The 15699-nt window shown below is 58.8% G+C and carries 17 protein-coding genes; 8 read left to right on the top strand and 9 right to left on the bottom strand.

All coding sequences use genetic code 11. The annotated features are described in order from the left end of the window. Positions 1–117: 117 nt before the first annotated feature. Both CLM58_RS15740 and CLM58_RS15745 read right to left on the bottom strand, forming a co-directional pair. Positions 118–801, bottom strand: coding sequence for an ABC transporter ATP-binding protein (locus CLM58_RS15740; RefSeq protein ID WP_095596810.1), 684 nt, complete (start codon positions 799–801; stop codon positions 118–120). Further along, positions 794–2080: a lipoprotein-releasing ABC transporter permease subunit gene (locus CLM58_RS15745; protein WP_373286755.1), complete on the bottom strand. Its 1287-nt coding sequence runs from the start codon at positions 2078–2080 to the stop codon at positions 794–796. The genes CLM58_RS15740 and CLM58_RS15745 overlap by 8 nt, the downstream gene beginning before the upstream one ends. A 162-nt stretch (positions 2081–2242) precedes the next feature. Here CLM58_RS15745 and CLM58_RS15750 point away from each other — a divergent pair, with 162 nt between their 5' ends. After that, positions 2243–2977: a glutamine amidotransferase gene (locus CLM58_RS15750; RefSeq protein WP_095596812.1), complete on the top strand. Its 735-nt coding sequence runs from the start codon at positions 2243–2245 to the stop codon at positions 2975–2977. A 3-nt stretch (positions 2978–2980) separates the two neighbouring features. Here the strand turns inward: CLM58_RS15750 and CLM58_RS15755 are convergent, their stop codons facing one another. The 4 genes from CLM58_RS15755 to CLM58_RS15770 all read right to left on the bottom strand — a co-directional run bounded on the left by CLM58_RS15755 (position 2981) and on the right by CLM58_RS15770 (position 6502). Next, complete coding sequence (locus CLM58_RS15755; protein WP_095596813.1) at positions 2981–3367, bottom strand: hypothetical protein; 387 nt, start codon at positions 3365–3367, stop codon at positions 2981–2983. Between the two features lie 30 nt (positions 3368–3397). Continuing rightward, complete coding sequence (locus tag CLM58_RS15760; RefSeq protein ID WP_095596814.1) at positions 3398–5179, bottom strand: SLC13 family permease; 1782 nt, start codon at positions 5177–5179, stop codon at positions 3398–3400. A 113-nt stretch (positions 5180–5292) separates the two neighbouring features. Beyond that, entirely contained in the window at positions 5293–5541 is a 249-nt protein-coding gene (locus CLM58_RS15765; RefSeq protein ID WP_095596815.1) for a peptidase, read from the bottom strand. A 148-nt stretch (positions 5542–5689) separates the two neighbouring features. Further along, a complete protein-coding gene (locus CLM58_RS15770; protein WP_095596816.1) occupies positions 5690–6502 on the bottom strand; it encodes a TIGR00282 family metallophosphoesterase in 813 nt (270 codons plus the stop codon). 94 nt (positions 6503–6596) lie between these two features. Between CLM58_RS15770 and CLM58_RS15775 the strand changes: the two genes are divergently transcribed. Beyond that, positions 6597–6926 carry a hypothetical protein gene (locus tag CLM58_RS15775; RefSeq protein ID WP_095596817.1) on the top strand — a complete coding sequence of 110 codons (330 nt, stop codon included), beginning with the start codon at positions 6597–6599 and terminating at the stop codon, positions 6924–6926. Here the strand turns inward: CLM58_RS15775 and CLM58_RS15780 are convergent. After that, positions 6923–7486, bottom strand: coding sequence for a 5-formyltetrahydrofolate cyclo-ligase (locus CLM58_RS15780; RefSeq protein WP_095596818.1), 564 nt, complete (start codon positions 7484–7486; stop codon positions 6923–6925). The genes CLM58_RS15775 and CLM58_RS15780 overlap by 4 nt on opposite strands. After that, positions 7483–8868 (bottom strand): magnesium transporter, encoded by a 1386-nt coding sequence (gene mgtE / locus CLM58_RS15785; RefSeq protein WP_095596819.1) that lies wholly within the window; start codon positions 8866–8868, stop codon positions 7483–7485. The genes CLM58_RS15780 and mgtE overlap by 4 nt, the downstream gene beginning before the upstream one ends. Before the next feature lie 121 nt (positions 8869–8989). On the opposite strand from mgtE, the gene guaD reads away from it, so the two are divergent. Then, a complete protein-coding gene (guaD, locus tag CLM58_RS15790) occupies positions 8990–10282 on the top strand; it encodes a guanine deaminase (RefSeq protein ID WP_095596820.1) in 1293 nt (430 codons plus the stop codon). On the opposite strand, the gene CLM58_RS15795 is transcribed toward guaD, so the two are convergent. After that, positions 10279–10734: a nucleoside deaminase gene (locus CLM58_RS15795; protein WP_095596821.1), complete on the bottom strand. Its 456-nt coding sequence runs from the start codon at positions 10732–10734 to the stop codon at positions 10279–10281. The genes guaD and CLM58_RS15795 overlap by 4 nt on opposite strands. A 76-nt stretch (positions 10735–10810) precedes the next feature. On the opposite strand from CLM58_RS15795, the gene CLM58_RS15800 reads away from it, so the two are divergent. From CLM58_RS15800 to CLM58_RS15820, 5 genes are all read left to right on the top strand, one after another. Next, complete coding sequence (locus CLM58_RS15800; RefSeq protein ID WP_188720394.1) at positions 10811–11623, top strand: pseudouridine synthase; 813 nt, start codon at positions 10811–10813, stop codon at positions 11621–11623. A gap of 66 nt (positions 11624–11689) precedes the next feature. Continuing rightward, positions 11690–12514: a TerC family protein gene (locus CLM58_RS15805; protein WP_095596823.1), complete on the top strand. Its 825-nt coding sequence runs from the start codon at positions 11690–11692 to the stop codon at positions 12512–12514. Positions 12515–12669: 155 nt separating this feature from the next. Beyond that, positions 12670–13572 carry a 5-bromo-4-chloroindolyl phosphate hydrolysis family protein gene (locus tag CLM58_RS15810; RefSeq protein WP_095596824.1) on the top strand — a complete coding sequence of 301 codons (903 nt, stop codon included), beginning with the start codon at positions 12670–12672 and terminating at the stop codon, positions 13570–13572. Positions 13573–13577: 5 nt separating this feature from the next. Continuing rightward, complete coding sequence (locus CLM58_RS15815; RefSeq protein ID WP_095596825.1) at positions 13578–14768, top strand: toxic anion resistance protein; 1191 nt, start codon at positions 13578–13580, stop codon at positions 14766–14768. Positions 14769–14907: 139 nt separating this feature from the next. Continuing rightward, a complete protein-coding gene (locus CLM58_RS15820) occupies positions 14908–15699 on the top strand; it encodes a DUF2927 domain-containing protein (RefSeq protein WP_233133123.1) in 792 nt (263 codons plus the stop codon).

The raw sequence follows: 15699 nt of genomic DNA on the forward strand, positions 1-15699 counted from the left end.
ACCCAAACACCTACACTAAAATTGTTCCTGTTCCGAGGCGACGTTAAATAATGCGTGGGCGGAGTAAAGCCTTTTTAACCAACATGCTCGCGCAAAACGCGAAAAATTGCCCTGATACTATCTTTTCACCAGATTGCCGTCGCGCAACTCAATTACCCGATCCATCCGCTCCGCCAATTCAAGGTTATGCGTCGCGACCAATGCGGACAGGCCCGTCTCACGGACAAGGGTCATCAGGGCGCTGAAGACCACGTCAGAAGTACCCGGATCAAGGTTGCCGGTTGGCTCATCCGCCAACAACAACCCCGGCTGGTTGGCCAGTGCGCGGCAAAAGGCTGTGCGCTGCTGCTCCCCACCGGACATGGCGGCAGGACGGTGATCGGCGCGGTCCTTCAGGCCAACTGTGTCCAAAAGCTGCCGCGCCCGCGCGCTGGCCTCTGCTGCTGAGATGCCATTGGCCAGTTGCGGCAGCACGATGTTTTCTTCTGCCGTGAATTCCGGCAACAGGTGGTGGAACTGGTAGATGAAACCGATCTGACGCCGCCGGATTGCTGTACGGCGGCGATCCGATAGGGCCCCCGTATCGGCCCCGTCGACCAGAACACGGCCCTTGTCCGCTCCGTCCAAGAGCCCGGCGATATGCAGCAGTGTCGACTTGCCGGCACCGGAGGGTGCGACCAGCGCCACGACCTCTCCGCGCTCGATTGTGAGCGAGGCGCCACGAAGTACATGCACCGCACCCGGTGTACCCGGTTTGTAAGTCTTGTGGACGTTTTCAAGTTGAAGAACGGGATTATTCATAACGCAACGCCTCTACCGGGTTCATCCGCGCGGCACGGCGCGCAGGGAAGATGGTCACGACGAATGACAGACCCAGTGACAGTACCACTGCCGATATCACATCCTTCGCCTGAAGAAGCGCCGGAAGCCGGTACACACCCCGGATCGAGGCATCCCATGCATCCCCGCCCGAGGCCCCATTCACAAAGGCAAAAATCGGGTCGAAATAAATGGCGAACAAGCAACCAAGGATCACCCCGAACAGCGTGCCCAACATGCCCACCATGGCCCCGCACAGAAAGAATACGCGCAGGACGGATCCCTCGCTCAGGCCCATGGTCCTCAGAATGCCGATGTCGCGCCCCTTGTTCTTTACCAGCATCACAAGGCCGGAAATGATGTTCATCGCCGCGATCAACACAAGGATAGCCATTAGGACAAACATCACCGTGTCTTCGATATCCAACGCCTTCAGGAATGCGCCAGAGGCATCGCGCCAGGTCCACAGCAAGGTCTCGCCGCCCGCAGCCCGCAGGATTGGCAAGGCAAGGTCATCGATCCCTTCAGGAACCTCGACCATGACCTCAAGTTCATCCGCCACTCCTTCGCGGTTGAAATAACTCTGCGCTTCCGTGAAAGGCATGTAGACGCGCGTCTTGTCGATATCATAGCGACCTGCAGTGAAGACATAGACGACCTCATAGGCGACCACCCGTGGGCTGGTGCCAAATGGCGTCTTCACCCCGTTCGGAGAGATCAGCTTGATCTTATCACCGGCCGTTACGCCCAGTTCTCGGGCCACGCCTGACCCGATCGCAATACCACTTTCAAAGCGCTCTATATCCCCTTGAAAATTCTCAGGGTTTGCAATGCGGGGGATCGTTTTCAGGTCATCAAACCTGATGCCGTAAATCTCTACCCCTGCGTTGCGGTCCAGCAGATTGGCCAGTACCTGCCCTTTGATCAGAGGGGCGACACGGGTGACGCCTTCTACATTGCGGACCCGATCGGCCATCGTGTCAAAATCCTGCAAGGCCCGGCTAAACGCCCCGCTTTCATTCACGTAGGTCGCGGAATAGACCGTCACATGGGCATTAGAGCCCAGAATGGTGTCCACGAATTCGGCACGAAAGCCCGCCCGTACCGCCATGGTGATGATCAACGCGGCCACCGCCAAAGTGATCCCTATCAAAGAGATCCAAGTCATGACGCTGACGCCGCCTTCGGCCCGCCGGGCCCGCAAGTAGCGCCACGCAATCATCCATTCAAATCGAGCAAAAGGGGCAGTTCGATTGGCCACGTCAGGCTCCGTTCATTCCGTCGCGGCGACACTGCTTGTTATCCGGGGAAGGGTCAAGCCAAAGCCCATCGTTGCACATGTCAGGCGGCAAACTGCCTTGTGTCTCCAAGTGGGTGACAATCAGCCCTTTCCCGCGCCCCGCCATCCGGGTAATCACACCTCATGGGACAGTTTCTAATCCTCCAGCTTCGCCCCGAGACAGATGCCTCGGATGATGAATACCTCGCGATCCGCAAGAAAACCGGATTGTCGGAAAGCGACTGCCACCGGATCCGTCTGGATTGTGAAGACCTGCCAGAAGGCTTGGACCCACGAGATTTTGCCGGCGTGATCGTTGGCGGCGGCCCCGGCTGCGTCAGCGATCCGGTGGAAAAGAAAACACCCGTTGAGGCCAAGATTGAGACGGCCGTGCTGTCGCTGATGCCCGCGATCACCGAAGCTGATCACCCGTTCATGGGATGCTGTTACGGCATCGGCATCCTTGGCGCACATTTGCAGGGTGATGTCTCCAAGCGCCAATACGGAGAGCCCGTCGGGCCAACCCATTGCGCACTGACCGAGGACGGCCGTGAAGACCCTCTGTTGCAGGGTCTGCCTGAAGAATTCGAGGCCTTCGTCGGCCACAAGGAAGCACTGCAGGCATTGCCGGATGGTTGCACACATCTTGTCCGCTCTGCACCGTGCCCCTTCCAGATGGTTCGTTACCAACAGAACGTCTATGCCACCCAGTTCCACCCCGAAGCGGATTCCCACGATTTTGAGCGCCGGATCAATATCTACAAGAACCACGGGTATTTCCCGCCCGAAGAGGCCGGGAAACTGATCGACATCTGCCACGCCGCGGACGTGCGATATCCGGAACAAGTTCTACGTCGGTTTGTAGAGCGCTACGGCTGACGGTCAGTCGTCATCCTCGGGCAGTTCGGGGGGCGAGTTGAAGGCGACAATGCGACCATCAGGCCGGATGACCTCTACTTTCGCAATGGGTGCGAAAAGTTCTTCGCCGCCAAGCGCCTTGACCCCTTCCACCAGAATGTAACGAACCGGGTTGTTCCCGGGCAGCAGCGTGACCTGATAGTCGTAGGTCTGCGGGCATCCTTGCAGTTGCCCCTTCCAGCCGGTTTCGGTCTGAAGCGCCTCTGCTTTCGCACCCGTACAGATATACCCGTTGCCAAAGTCAATCTTAACCACATCACGGGTCAGGCTCGCGCTTTGCGGGACTGTGGATGGGACCGAACAGGCGGTCAGAGTGGCCAAGCCAGCCACGGCAATAAACGGGCGCAGCATCAAAGAACCTTTCTCAAATCTCCTCCCAGATCATAGGGGCCAGATCAGAGGGATCAAGGCAGAGGCCAGAAGCCCAACGGTCAGGTTCAGCGGAATACCAATGCGCATAAAGTCGGTGAACTTATACCCGCCCGGACCGTAAACCAGCATGTTGGTCTGATAGCCAATGGGCGTTGCGAAACTGGCTGAAGCCGCGACCATTACGGCGATGACCAAGGGGCGCGCGTCGATCCCCATGGCACTGGCCAGACCAATGGCAATCGGGGTCACAACAACGGCGACCGCATTGTTGGACACCAGCTCTGTCAGAATGGATGTCAGCAGGTAGATAGCCCACACAATCAGGAAGGGCGGCAGGCCTTGAAGATGCGGCGCGATGGCCTCGACGATCAGACGCACTGCGCCCGAAGACTCTAGCGCGGCCCCGACGGCCAGCATCGAGAAGATCAACGCCAGCAATCGCCCATCGATAAAGGAAAATGCCTCTTCCGCGTCGATACACCGGGTCAAAAGCACCAAGGCCACCGCAACCACGGATAACAGGAAGATCGGTGCCACGCCCAAGGCTGCCAGAAGGACGATCGAGACAAGAGCAATCACAGCCAGCGGCGCGTGACGGCGTCGATATGCGCGCTCTCTTGGATGAGTGATATCCACCATGTCCATATCCGCTGCGAGGCGCTGAATGTCCTCTGGCGAGCCTTCCAGCAGCAGCGTATCCCCGACCCGAACGACAAGGTCATCCAACTGCCGTCCGATATTCTGGTTCCGACGGTGCACGGCCAGTGGATAGACACCATAACGACGGCGCAGACGTAGGTTGCCAAGGCTGCGCCCGATCATCTTACAGCCCGGAGAGATCAGAACTTCAACAGTCGAGGTCTCGACAGAGCGAAGCTTGTCGACCATCCGCAGCTCTTTGTTCTGTTGCAGGCCAAGGATTTCCGACATGCCAGAACGCAGGACCACGCGGTCACCCGCTTCCAGCGTTACCCCGCTGAGGTCGCGCCTCAACGAGGCATCCCCGCGCAGAACGTCAATCAGCCGCACACCGCCGCGCCGAAACTCGTCGATCTGGGAGGGGTCACGACCAATAAGTGAGCTGCCCTCGGGGATCGCGACCTCGGTAAAGAACTTCATCTTGGACCGGCCACCGCCCAGCAATGAGGCCATAGAGGACCGTTCTGGCAACAGGTACGGACCGATGAACCGCAGATAGATCATTCCCCAGATCACAAGGATCACCGCCAATGGCGTGACCTCAAAGATAGAGAACGCTTCCAACCCATTGGCACGGGCCACACCATCAACCAAAAGGTTGGTCGAGGTCCCGATCAGGGTCATCGTGCCCCCAAGGATCGCCGCGTAACTAAGTGGGATCAAAAGCTTTGAAGCCGGCATGTCCATGGTGCGGGCCAGCTGGACAAAAACCGGGATCATCACGACGACCACCGGTGTGTTCGAGACAACGGCAGAGGCCAGAATCACGAACAACATCAACCCACCGACCGCAAGGACCGGATTGGTCTTGGCGTTGCGTTCTGCCATCTTGGTGAACGCGTCCAATGCGCCGGTGCGCACCAAGGCCCCCATCACGATGAACATCGCCGCGATCGTCCACGGCGCGGGGTTCGACAATACGTCAAGCGCTGAGGAATAAGGCAAAACGCCCGTCATCAACAGCACAGCTGCGCCGCCAAGCGCCACGACTTCGGTCGGATATACCTCGCGGACAAACAGCAGGAACATCGCCCCGACTACGCAAAGAGCCAGTACAGCTTCAGCTGTGGAAGAAAGTGCCAGATCGATCATTCAAATCGCCCAATTCCGCGTCATTTTCTGCATCATGTGCAATGGCGTCGGCGACAGCAAGATAGGAATCTCGCAGTGCTGATCTGGCCTTCAATATCCCCTGAACCGGTTGGTCAGGCCTGCAACCAGAAATAGCGGCCGATGCCGTATACATAGAGAACCGAAAACAGCATGTTGATGTACTTCAACTGCGGCTCTGTCCGTAGCCAACCGCTGTACATCCAGATCAGGCAGAACGGCAGGCTGAACAACATCGCCGCCAGTTGCCACCCCTGAACAACACAAACCGTACTGCACACCCCCAAACCAAGGGCGAACCACTTCAACGGTTGCTCATACACAGCAAGCGCTTCTAACTTCATGATTTTGGAACTCTCAGGTAATCAGCGCCGTGGACCCGGCGATCTGATGCTTCCTGACTACACAAAACCCGCTTTTCGAACAAGCTTGCGTACCGGGGGGCACGGCGGGCTGTCTTTGCTGAATGTTTCCTGCCGAACCCAATTAGCTTCAGGGTGTCGAGGTCTGAAGCCGACCACCTTCACGGATCATCTCGACCCGCGTGGCTTTACCGGTGCGGTCGTCTGTCTCGACATAAAGGCCCGATAGGGTTGCCTCGCCCCGTGCAGGGGTAAAGCGATCCTTGGCCATGCCAGTGATGAACCGACGCAAAGGCTCTGCCTTTTCCATGCCGATAACAGAGTTATAGTCACCGCACATCCCGGCATCGGACTGGAACGCTGTCCCACCAGGCAGAATTTGGGCGTCACCGGTCGGGACATGGGTATGCGTTCCGACAACGACGCTTGCCTTGCCGTCGCACCAATGGCCCATCGCCATCTTCTCGGATGTTGCCTCGCAATGAACATCCACAAGGATTGCCTGAGGCAGGCCTCCCAAAGGATGGGCCTTCAGAACCTGTTCGACGGCCGAAAACGGGTCGTCAAAGGGCCTTTTCATAAAGACCTGACCCAGCACCTGAGTGACAAGGATCTTCCGTCCACCGGGCGCATTGAACAGACGATACCCCTTGCCCGGCGCCGCTTTGGAGAAATTCAACGGTCGGATGATCCGGGGTTCTTTTTCGATGTAGGACAGCATTTCCTTCTGGTCGAAGGCATGGTCGCCAAGGGTGATGCAATCGGCCCCGGCCTCTAGCAAGGTCTTTGCATGAGCGGCGCTCAGCCCATGGCCAGAAGTGGCGTTTTCACCATTCACAACAACGAAATCGAGGCCCCAATCCGCCCGAAGGCGGGGCAGACGCTCTGTCACGGCGGCCCGTCCGGCCCGCCCCATGACATCCCCTAGAAACAATATCTTCATGCCCCAAGCCCTAGGCCCTATCCCGCCAAAGGGCAAGACCTGCCAATTCGTGCTATACTGAGGCCATCCCATATAGCGACAGAAAGGAGGCACCATGAAACCGGTCGTACTTCTGGTTGGTAAATTGCCCTATGTTCTGGGCGGTGTTGCGAGGGACCTTAGCCACCTGCCCGTCGAGTGGCTTGGCGCCCATAATATGGACGAAGTGATCCAGCAGCTGGACAGTGAACCACGCATTTCCACCGTGATCATCGGCGGCAGTCTGGACGACCGCCTGCGCGGCGATCTGGTCTGCGTGATCCTGCGCAAACGTCCGGACCTTCGCATTCACGTCAAAGACCGTGCATCTGGCCCGGGCGCGATGCTGGGCTTCGTCCGTCAGATTGTAGAAAGCGAAACCCTTCCCCGCATCGAAGCGGCTTAGTCGAACCGTCGAACACCGTCTTCGGTGACGATCATGTCCAGCGCAATATCGGTCTTTTCGCGGGGAAGTTTAGCGCATTCCTGCGCGGCATAGGCAAAGCCGATGGCCACGGGCGTGCCCGTTTGCCCCAGTGCTTCGAGTGAGCGGTCATAGAACCCGCCCCCGTATCCCAAACGGCCGCCCTTAGCGTCAAAGGCGACCAACGGAACAACCAGAACCTCGGGCTGTAAAAACGCGCCCTCGGCAGGCACCAAGGCCCCGAACGGGCCGTCCAGCATGGGGCAACCTGGGGTCCATTCCCGAAATAACAGTGGCAGACCGTCGCCCTGAATGACCGGCACAACCACCGGGCCATGGGCGCTGAGCTCCTCCATCGCGGGCAAGGGATCAACCTCGGTCCGGATGGGCATATAGCCTGCGATAATCTTACCCTTGTAGGGCTCCAACGCGGTCAGAAGATGCGCAGAGGCCTGTGCAGATCGGGCCGGATCATGGGCCTCTTTCCGGCGGGCATAAGCAGCTTTGCGCGCCTCGGCCTTTTTCTTTGCGATCCGGCTCACAGCAGGACGGCCCCGGCCAGCGCGAGGAAGGCAAAGAAGCCCACCACATCCGTCACGGTTGTCACAAAGGCGCCAGAGGCCAGCGCGGGATCAATTCCGAACCGCTCCAGCGCCACGGGAATCAAAATCCCCGCCAAACCGGCGACAACCAGATTGACCACCATCGCGACGCCAATCACCACGCCCAGCATCGGTGTGCCGAACCACAGGACACCGATGACGCCCATGACCACGGCAAAGATCACCCCGTTTGTCAGGCCGACGAGCGCCTCACGTCGGACAACCCGCCAGACGTTGGATGGCGACAAGTCCTTGGTCGCAATCGCACGTACCGCAACCGTCAGGCTTTGCGTCCCCGCATTGCCGCCCATCGAGGCGACAATCGGCATCAGAACCGCCAGCGCCACGAACTGGGCAATTGTTTCTTCGAACTGCGCGATTACCAACGAGGCCAGGATCGCTGTCACAAGGTTTACCGCCAGCCACGGGAAACGCTGCTTGGTGGTCTCGATCACCCGGTCGCTAAGGCTGCTTTCCCCAACACCCGCCAGACGCAGGATGTCTTCTTCGTGCTCTTCGTCCAGAACCCCCATCGCGTCATCGATGGTGATCATCCCGATCAGACGCCCCCCATCATCGACAACCGGGGCCGAAATCAGGTGGTACTGGTTGAACGCATAGGCCACGTCTTCCTCGTCCTGCAGGACGGGAATTGTACGGAAACTGTCTTCGAACAAATCGCTTAGAGGTGTCGAGCGTTTTGCAGACAAGAGCTTGCCCAAGGTAACATAGCCCAGCGGGGCCATTTTGGGGTCAACCACAAAGACATGGTAGAACTGCTCTGGCAGGTCTTCTTCGGTCTCGCGCAGGTAATCAATCGCATCACCCACAAGCCAGTGCTCGGGCGCGGCGACGACTTCGCGCTGCATCAAGCGGCCAGCCGAGAATTCGGGATAGGTCAGCGCCTGTTCGACCGCGACCCTGTCCGCGTCTTCCAAGGCATCAAGAATCGCTTCCTGCTGTTCGTCTTCAAGATCTTCGACAAGGTCGACGACGTCATCGGTCTCAAGTTCCCGGACCGCCTCGTCCAGAACTTCCTTGGGCAGGAACTCGATAACTTCTTCGCGCAGGACCTCGTCCAATTCCGACAGGACATCACCGTCGATCTTGTTTCCGGCCAAAAACAGGATCTCGCGCCGATGGGCGCTGTCGACCTGTTCCAGAAAGTCAGCAATGTCGGCAGAGTGCAGCGGCTCCAGCAGCTCGCCTAGCCGCTCCTTGTCACCCGCGGCAACGGCGATACGGACCGCAGTGAACAACGTACTGTCCAGCGCGTAGTCGTCTTCTTCCAAAACGACGGTCTCTAGCTCATCTTCTGCCATGGGGACCCTCTTGACTTGAGTGCCCTAGTCAAACCGGGTTTCGCGCCGGGGTGCAAGATGCGCAATTTACCTTACGCTCGTCGGCGCCTATCTTATCCACCGAAATCAGACCGGAGATCCCATGTCCCAGCCCACCCTTTTATTGGGTCAAACCCTTGGCTTTCATTCCAACCCGTTCCATTCGGAACCGACCGAAGCCGCCAATTACAATCGGACCGGGGCTATTCTGGTGGTTGATGGGATGATTCAGGACCTTGGGGATGCCAAAGCGCTGAAGGCCAAGTACCCACAGGCGCAGGTGGTGGACTATGGCAATGCATTAATCTCTGCCGGCTTCATCGATTCTCATGTGCATTTCCCGCAAACGGCCATGATCGCAAGCTGGGCGCACAGGTTGGTGGATTGGCTGAACATTCACACCTTCCCCGAAGAGATGCGGTTCAGCGACCCCGATTACGCCCGCCAGATCGCCAAGCGCTATTTCGACCTGACATTGGCGCAGGGTACAACAACGGTTTGCTCTTACGCCACGATCCACCCCGAAAGTGTGGAGGCCTTCTTTACCGAGGCACAATCCCGCGGCCTGCGGGCCCTGACCGGTAAGACCTGCATGGACCGAAACGCCCCCGAAGGTCTGCAAGATACCCCGCAATCGGCCTATGATGACAGCAAGGCCCTGCTTCAGCGCTGGCATGGCGTTGACCGACTGTCTTACGTCATCACCCCGCGGTTCTCGCCCACCTCAACCCCAGAACAACTGGAAGCAGTCGGTGCGCTTTGGTCTGAAAACCCGCTCTGCCTGATGCAGACCCACCTCAGTGAACAAACGGACGAGATCGAATGGGTCCGCTCGCTTTTCCCAGAGGCGCGGGACTATCTGGACACCTACGAACGTTACGGACTGCTTGGTGATCGCGCCGTCTATGGCCACGCCATCCACCTGGAGGGCCGCGAACGCGCGCGTCTGAAAGAGGTCGGTGCCGGGCTGGTCCATTGCCCGACGTCGAACACCTTTATCGGCTCTGGCCTGTTTGACATGAACAGCCTGATGGCTGAAGGCCAGCGGATTGGGCTTGCCACCGATACGGGTGGCGGCTCGTCCTTCTCGATGCTGCGCACCATGGCCGCCGCTTACGAGATTTCCCAGCTACGCCAGCGCACCCTGCACCCAGCAGAGCTGTACTGGCTGGCCACCCAAGGGTCTGCGAATGTCCTGCATATCGGCGACAAGGTCGGCAACTTGGCCGTTGGAATGGAGGCTGATCTGGTGGTCCTAGATCTAGCCTCGACCCCTGCGATCGCGCAACGGCATGCTGAAGCGGATGACTTCTGGGAAGCGCTATTCCCGACGATCATGATGGGCGATGACCGGGCCATCAAAACCGTATGGATTGGCGGTAGAGAAGCGCCTTAAGCCCGTCGCCCCGCAAAAAATTCCTTTAGCAACGCTTCGCTTTCCGGCGCGCCAATCCCGTCATAGACCTCGGGTACATGATGGCATTGTGCGTGGCTGAAAATGCGGGGGCCCTGAGCGACACCGCCAGATTTCGGGTCCGCCGCCCCATAATAGACGCGCGCAATCCGGGCATTCGCGATGGCCGCGGCACACATCGGGCATGGTTCCAGCGTCACATAAAGATCGAACCCCGGCAGGCGCTCTGATCCGGCCGCTGCGCAGCCCGCGCGCAGAACCTGCACCTCGGCATGTGCAGTCGGATCGCTCAACTCTCGGGTCCGGTTGCCGTCGCGGGCAACCACGCGCCCCTCGGCGTCGACCAGCACCGCCCCAACAGGGACTTCGCCGCGCTTGGCAGCAGCGCGGGCCTCATCCATTGCAAGGTCCATATAAGAGGTAAACGGGCTCATCCCCTTTGCATGCCCCCTGCCCGCCTATTCCGCAAGAGGCTTTCCCTTGCGCCGCCAAAGGCGTATGGGGATCGGCATGACAGATAAGACACCTCCCGGCGACCGGATCGCCAAAGTACTGGCACGCGCAGGCGTGGCCTCTCGTCGTGAAGCCGAGCGGATGATCGAGGCTGGCCGGGTGACGGTGAATGGCAAGATCATCGACAGTCCCGCGCTGAACGTGACATCAGCGCATGTGATCACCGTGGATGGCAAGCCCTTGGCCGAGCCAGAACCGCCGCGCATCTGGATGTATCACAAGCCCACCGGGCTGGTGACGACCAACCGCGACGAAAAAGGGCGCGAGACGGTGTTTGATCATCTGCCCAAAGAGTTGCCGCGCGTCATGACGGTCGGACGGCTTGACCTGAATTCGGAAGGGTTGCTGCTGCTGACCAATGACGGTGAGGTGAAGCGTAAACTAGAGCTGCCGGCGACCGGTTGGCTGCGTCGTTATCGGGTGCGCGTGAACGGCAAACCGACAGACGACATGCTGGTGCCACTGCGCGAAGGCATTACGCTGGACCGCGAGACGTTCCAGCCCATGGAAGTGTCCATCGACCGCCAACAAGGTGCGAATGCATGGCTGACCGTGTCCCTTCGCGAAGGCAAGAACCGCGAGATTCGCCGCGCGATGGAGGCTGTAGGTCTGACCGTGAACCGGCTGATCCGGGTCAGCTACGGGCCCTTCCAGCTTGGCCAGCTCAAGTCTGGCGAGGTCGAGGAAATTAGAGGCCGCGTGGTCCGCGACCAGCTTGGTTTGGACAAGGAATTCAAGCCCGCAACCACACCTAGACCCAAGGTCAACCGACGCAGAAAGCCGCCGGGGGGAAAACCTCGTCGTCAGTAACCTTGTCGCGCCCTTGGCAATGTGCATTCTTGCCAAAGACTTGAAACAACTAAGGGCTGAAGGGCGATGGCAGACCTTTTCACAATCGAAAACCTTGGCAACTTGCTGATGCTGTGCTTCCTGCAAGCAGTGCTGGGCTTTGATAACCTTCTATATATCAGCATCGAAAGCCAGCGGGCCCCCGTTGCACAGCAAAAAGCCGTGCGATTCTGGGGCATCATCATGGCCGTGACGCTGCGCGTCGTTTTGCTGTTCGTGATGATCAACCTGATCGAATCTCTTAGCGATCCGTTCTTCACCTTCGCCTGGAGTGGCGTTCTGGAAGGTGCCGTGAACTTCGCGACAATCATCTTCATCGTTGGTGGCGTCTTCATCATCTATACCGCTGTGAAAGAAATCTCGCACATGCTGTCAGTTGACCATCTCGACCACGATATCGAAGGGAAGTCCGGCAAGTCCGGCCTTCAGGTGGTAATGTTGATCGTCATGATGAACCTGATCTTCAGCTTCGACTCGATCCTGTCGGCATTGGCAATCACGGATGTCTTCCCGATCCTTGCGGCAGCGATCCTGATTTCAGGCGCTGCGATGCTGGTTCTGGCCGATGGCGTTACCGCGTTTCTTGAAAAGAACCGGATGTACGAGGTTCTGGGCCTTTTCATCCTGCTGATCGTTGGCGTGGTCCTGCTTGGAGAGGCCGGCGTAGCCGCCGCCCATGCGATGCATGATGACACGTTAGGCCTAAAAATCTTCGGCTACCCCTTGATACCGATGTCGAAGACCACCTTCTATTTTGCAGTTATCGTGTTGTTCGCGGTGGAAATTCTGCAATCGGGCTATGCCAAAAAGCTGGACGCCGAGCGCCGCGCAGAGCAATCTCATCACGGCTGACCGCCTGAGACGTCACGCAAACGTCGCACCCACCGTTAGGAACGGGTGCGACCATCAAGGGAGAAGATCATGTCGGATACAGGATTGCAGAAGGTCGCCTTCTTCATTCTGCTTGCGCTGATCCTCTATGTGTCGGCCTCGGCAGGAGGGGCGTAATGGCTCAGCGATACGGTGGAAAATTCAGCCCCGACGGCAGCCCGGACAACGCGCCGACCCCGTCGTCGCCGTTTAAAGGCAAGCGCCGCTCGCGCATTGGCGGTCGGGTGAACATGTTGTTCTTCGCGCCAATCCCGCTGGTGTTTCAGGCCTTCGGGTCGGAACCGGTGGTCATGGCAACCTATTTGGCCGCCTTCGGCACGTTGATGCTGGCAGCTTGGCTGACCCGCGAAGGGCTTCTGGCGCAAGAATCCTATGACAGTCGCAAGGTCGCCAAACGCCCGGCCATCCCGCGCAAGCTGTTCGGCTCTATTCTGACCGGCGCTGGTCTGGCGATTGCGGGCTTTGCCGGGCATGGGCCGATCGAAGCGATGATCTTTGCCGCACTGGGGGCGATCCTGCACGGGCTCGCCTTTGGGTTGGACCCGATGAAGGACAAAGGTGCCGAAGGCATCGACAGCTTTCAACAGGACCGTGTTGCGCGCGCCGTGGACGAGGCGGAAAAGCATCTGTCCACAATGTTCAGCGCGATCCAGAAGACTGCAGACCGTGGCCTTGTGCGCCGTGTCGAAGAATTTCAGGCCACCGCCCGTGACCTGTTTCGCACCGTCGAAGAAGACCCGCGCGACCTGACCGCAGCCCGTAAATATATGGGCGTCTACCTAATGGGAGCGAAAGACGCGACCGTCAAATTCGCCGATCTCTATTCCCGAAATCGCGACGCCAACGCGCGTCGCGACTACGAAGACCTACTGACCGATCTCGAGCAGAATTTCGCTGCCAGAACTCAGGCTCTCTTGCTGGATGATCGCTCAGACCTGACAGTAGAAATTGAAGTTTTGCGCGAGCGACTGCAGCGCGAAGGGGTCCGGCTGGAAACCGCCCCATCTAGTGAGGAGTAATACCCATGTCTGATACCGTCCGCCAAAAAGCAGAGGCCGCCTTGGCCGAAGTGGAAGAGGTGACCGCCTCGATCCTGCCCGAAATCAAACCCGCCAATGCGCTTGTTCCGCTGGCAGAGGCAGAGCCCGCAGTCGCAGACGACATCCGGAAGCGGATGGATGAAATCGACATGACCGATACCGGGTCGATTATCGCCTTCGGCTCTACCGCTCAGGCAGAGCTGCAGACCATCAGCCAGGACATGCTGGCAGGCGTCCGCAACAAGGACGTGGGTCCGGCAGGCGGCAGCCTGCGCGAGATGGTCACCACCATTCGCGGTTTTTCGGTTTCGGAACTGGACGTACGCCGCGAACGCAGCTGGTGGGAAAAGCTTCTGGGCCGCACCGCACCTTTCGCCAACTGGGTGGCCAAATTTGAAACCGTTCAGGGCCAGATCGACAAGATCACTGACGAGCTTCTGAACCATGAGCACCTGCTTCTGAAGGACATCAAGTCCCTGGACTTGCTGTATGAAAAGACGCTCGATTTCTATGACGAGCTGGCTCTGTACATCACCGCCGGTCAGGAAAAGCTGAATGAGCTGGATGAGACCGTCATCCCCGCGAAAGAAGCCGATGTCGAAGCTGCGGAAGAGAACGATAAGGTTCTGGTCGCCCAAGAGCTGCGCGACCTGCGCGCTGCGCGCGACGACCTTGAACGCCGCGTTCACGACCTGAAACTGACCCGTCAGGTCACCATGCAGTCCCTGCCCTCGATCCGTCTGGTTCAGGAAAACGACAAGTCGCTGGTGACCAAAATCAACTCGACGTTGGTGAACACTGTTCCGCTGTGGGAGACACAGTTGGCACAGGCCGTCACCATCCAGCGTTCGAAAGAAGCGGCAGTGTCTGTTAAGGAAGCCACGGATCTGACCAATGAGCTGCTGACCGCCAACGCGGAAAACCTCAAGGAAGCCAACAAGGTTGTCCGCGAGGAAATGGAGCGCGGCGTCTTCGACATCGAAGCGGTCAAGTCGGCCAACGCAACCTTGATCGCTACGATCGAGGAAAGCCTGCAGATCGCCGACGAAGGCAAGGCCAAGCGCGCCGCTGCCGAAGAAGAGCTGAAGAAGATGGAAGTCGAACTGCGCGAGACCCTCGCAGCAGCCAAGGCACGCGGCGACAAGGCCGGCGTCACCATCGGCGGCTCTGTTTAAGGAGGCCGCTATCCCGCGCCTACTGAAACACCTAACCCTGCCAGCCCTTCTTTTGGGGCTGGCAGGGTGCGAAATGCCCAGCCCCGGCCCAACCGAGCCGGAGCCAGCTACGCCTGAACCTTCGGCAGCCAGTGTGTCGATGCAGCGCTACTACGCGCGGGTCGAGGACTCGTTGGTCTCTCGTGGGCTTTTGCGGACGGACGACGGGCAAGTTGATGCCAAGTACACAAGCCGAGAGCTGGTGGATAACTTCGTCCAGATCGCCCTTTACGATGAATATGTGACCTCGGGCAGCACCATCATTGCACGCCCCACCAAAAGCCGTTTGCGCCGTTGGGAAAGCCCAATCCGTCTTGGTGTGACCTTCGGTGCGCACGTCACTGAGGCACAGCAAAGCCAAGACATGGAGATGATCCGTGATGTGTCCCGTCAATTGGAGCGGGCCAGCCAGCATCCTGTGAGCCTGACCTCGGCGGATCGGGCAAATTATCATCTGCTTGTACTGAACGAAGATGATCGCCGCGGCATCGAACCGACGCTGCGCAAACTGATCCCCGGTATCGACGACAATATGATCCGGTTTCTAACCGGCCTGTCGCGCTCTACCTATTGCCTTGTCCTTGCGTTTTCGACCGGCGACAACCCCGTCTACAACCAAGCTTTGGCCTTGGTGCGGTCCGAACATCCCGACCTGCTACGCCAATCCTGCTATCACGAAGAGCTGGCCCAAGGTATGGGTCTGGCCAACGACAGCCCGCGCGCGCGTCCCTCTGTCTTTAACGACGACGAGGAATTCGCGCTTCTGACATCACATGACGAGCTTTTGCTACGAATTCTCTATGACCCCCGCCTGCGCCCCGGTATGACACCCGAACAGGCGCGCCCGGTGGTGGTCGAGATCGTGGAAGAGCTGACCGGGGGCAGCGTCTAG

The sequence above is a fragment of the Actibacterium pelagium genome (assembly GCF_002285415.1).
GTDB classification, from domain to species: Bacteria; Pseudomonadota; Alphaproteobacteria; order Rhodobacterales; family Rhodobacteraceae; genus Actibacterium_B; species Actibacterium_B pelagium.

Excerpts from the sequence above, each read along its gene's own strand:
- CLM58_RS15740 (WP_095596810.1), bottom strand. The coding sequence starts at position 801 with ATGAATAATCCCGTTCTTCAACTTGAAAACGTCCACAAGACTTACAAA.
- CLM58_RS15750 (WP_095596812.1), top strand. The coding sequence starts at position 2,243 with ATGGGACAGTTTCTAATCCTCCAGCTTCGCCCCGAGACAGATGCCTCG.
- CLM58_RS15755 (WP_095596813.1), bottom strand. The coding sequence starts at position 3,367 with ATGCTGCGCCCGTTTATTGCCGTGGCTGGCTTGGCCACTCTGACCGCC.
- CLM58_RS15760 (WP_095596814.1), bottom strand. The coding sequence starts at position 5,179 with ATGATCGATCTGGCACTTTCTTCCACAGCTGAAGCTGTACTGGCTCTT.
- CLM58_RS15765 (WP_095596815.1), bottom strand. The coding sequence starts at position 5,541 with ATGAAGTTAGAAGCGCTTGCTGTGTATGAGCAACCGTTGAAGTGGTTC.
- CLM58_RS15770 (WP_095596816.1), bottom strand. The coding sequence starts at position 6,502 with ATGAAGATATTGTTTCTAGGGGATGTCATGGGGCGGGCCGGACGGGCC.
- CLM58_RS15775 (WP_095596817.1), top strand. The coding sequence starts at position 6,597 with ATGAAACCGGTCGTACTTCTGGTTGGTAAATTGCCCTATGTTCTGGGC.
- mgtE (WP_095596819.1), bottom strand. The coding sequence starts at position 8,868 with ATGGCAGAAGATGAGCTAGAGACCGTCGTTTTGGAAGAAGACGACTAC.
- guaD (WP_095596820.1), top strand. The coding sequence starts at position 8,990 with ATGTCCCAGCCCACCCTTTTATTGGGTCAAACCCTTGGCTTTCATTCC.
- CLM58_RS15795 (WP_095596821.1), bottom strand. The coding sequence starts at position 10,734 with ATGAGCCCGTTTACCTCTTATATGGACCTTGCAATGGATGAGGCCCGC.
- CLM58_RS15800 (WP_188720394.1), top strand. The coding sequence starts at position 10,811 with ATGACAGATAAGACACCTCCCGGCGACCGGATCGCCAAAGTACTGGCA.
- CLM58_RS15805 (WP_095596823.1), top strand. The coding sequence starts at position 11,690 with ATGGCAGACCTTTTCACAATCGAAAACCTTGGCAACTTGCTGATGCTG.
- CLM58_RS15810 (WP_095596824.1), top strand. The coding sequence starts at position 12,670 with ATGGCTCAGCGATACGGTGGAAAATTCAGCCCCGACGGCAGCCCGGAC.
- CLM58_RS15815 (WP_095596825.1), top strand. The coding sequence starts at position 13,578 with ATGTCTGATACCGTCCGCCAAAAAGCAGAGGCCGCCTTGGCCGAAGTG.
- CLM58_RS15820 (WP_233133123.1), top strand. The coding sequence starts at position 14,908 with ATGCAGCGCTACTACGCGCGGGTCGAGGACTCGTTGGTCTCTCGTGGG.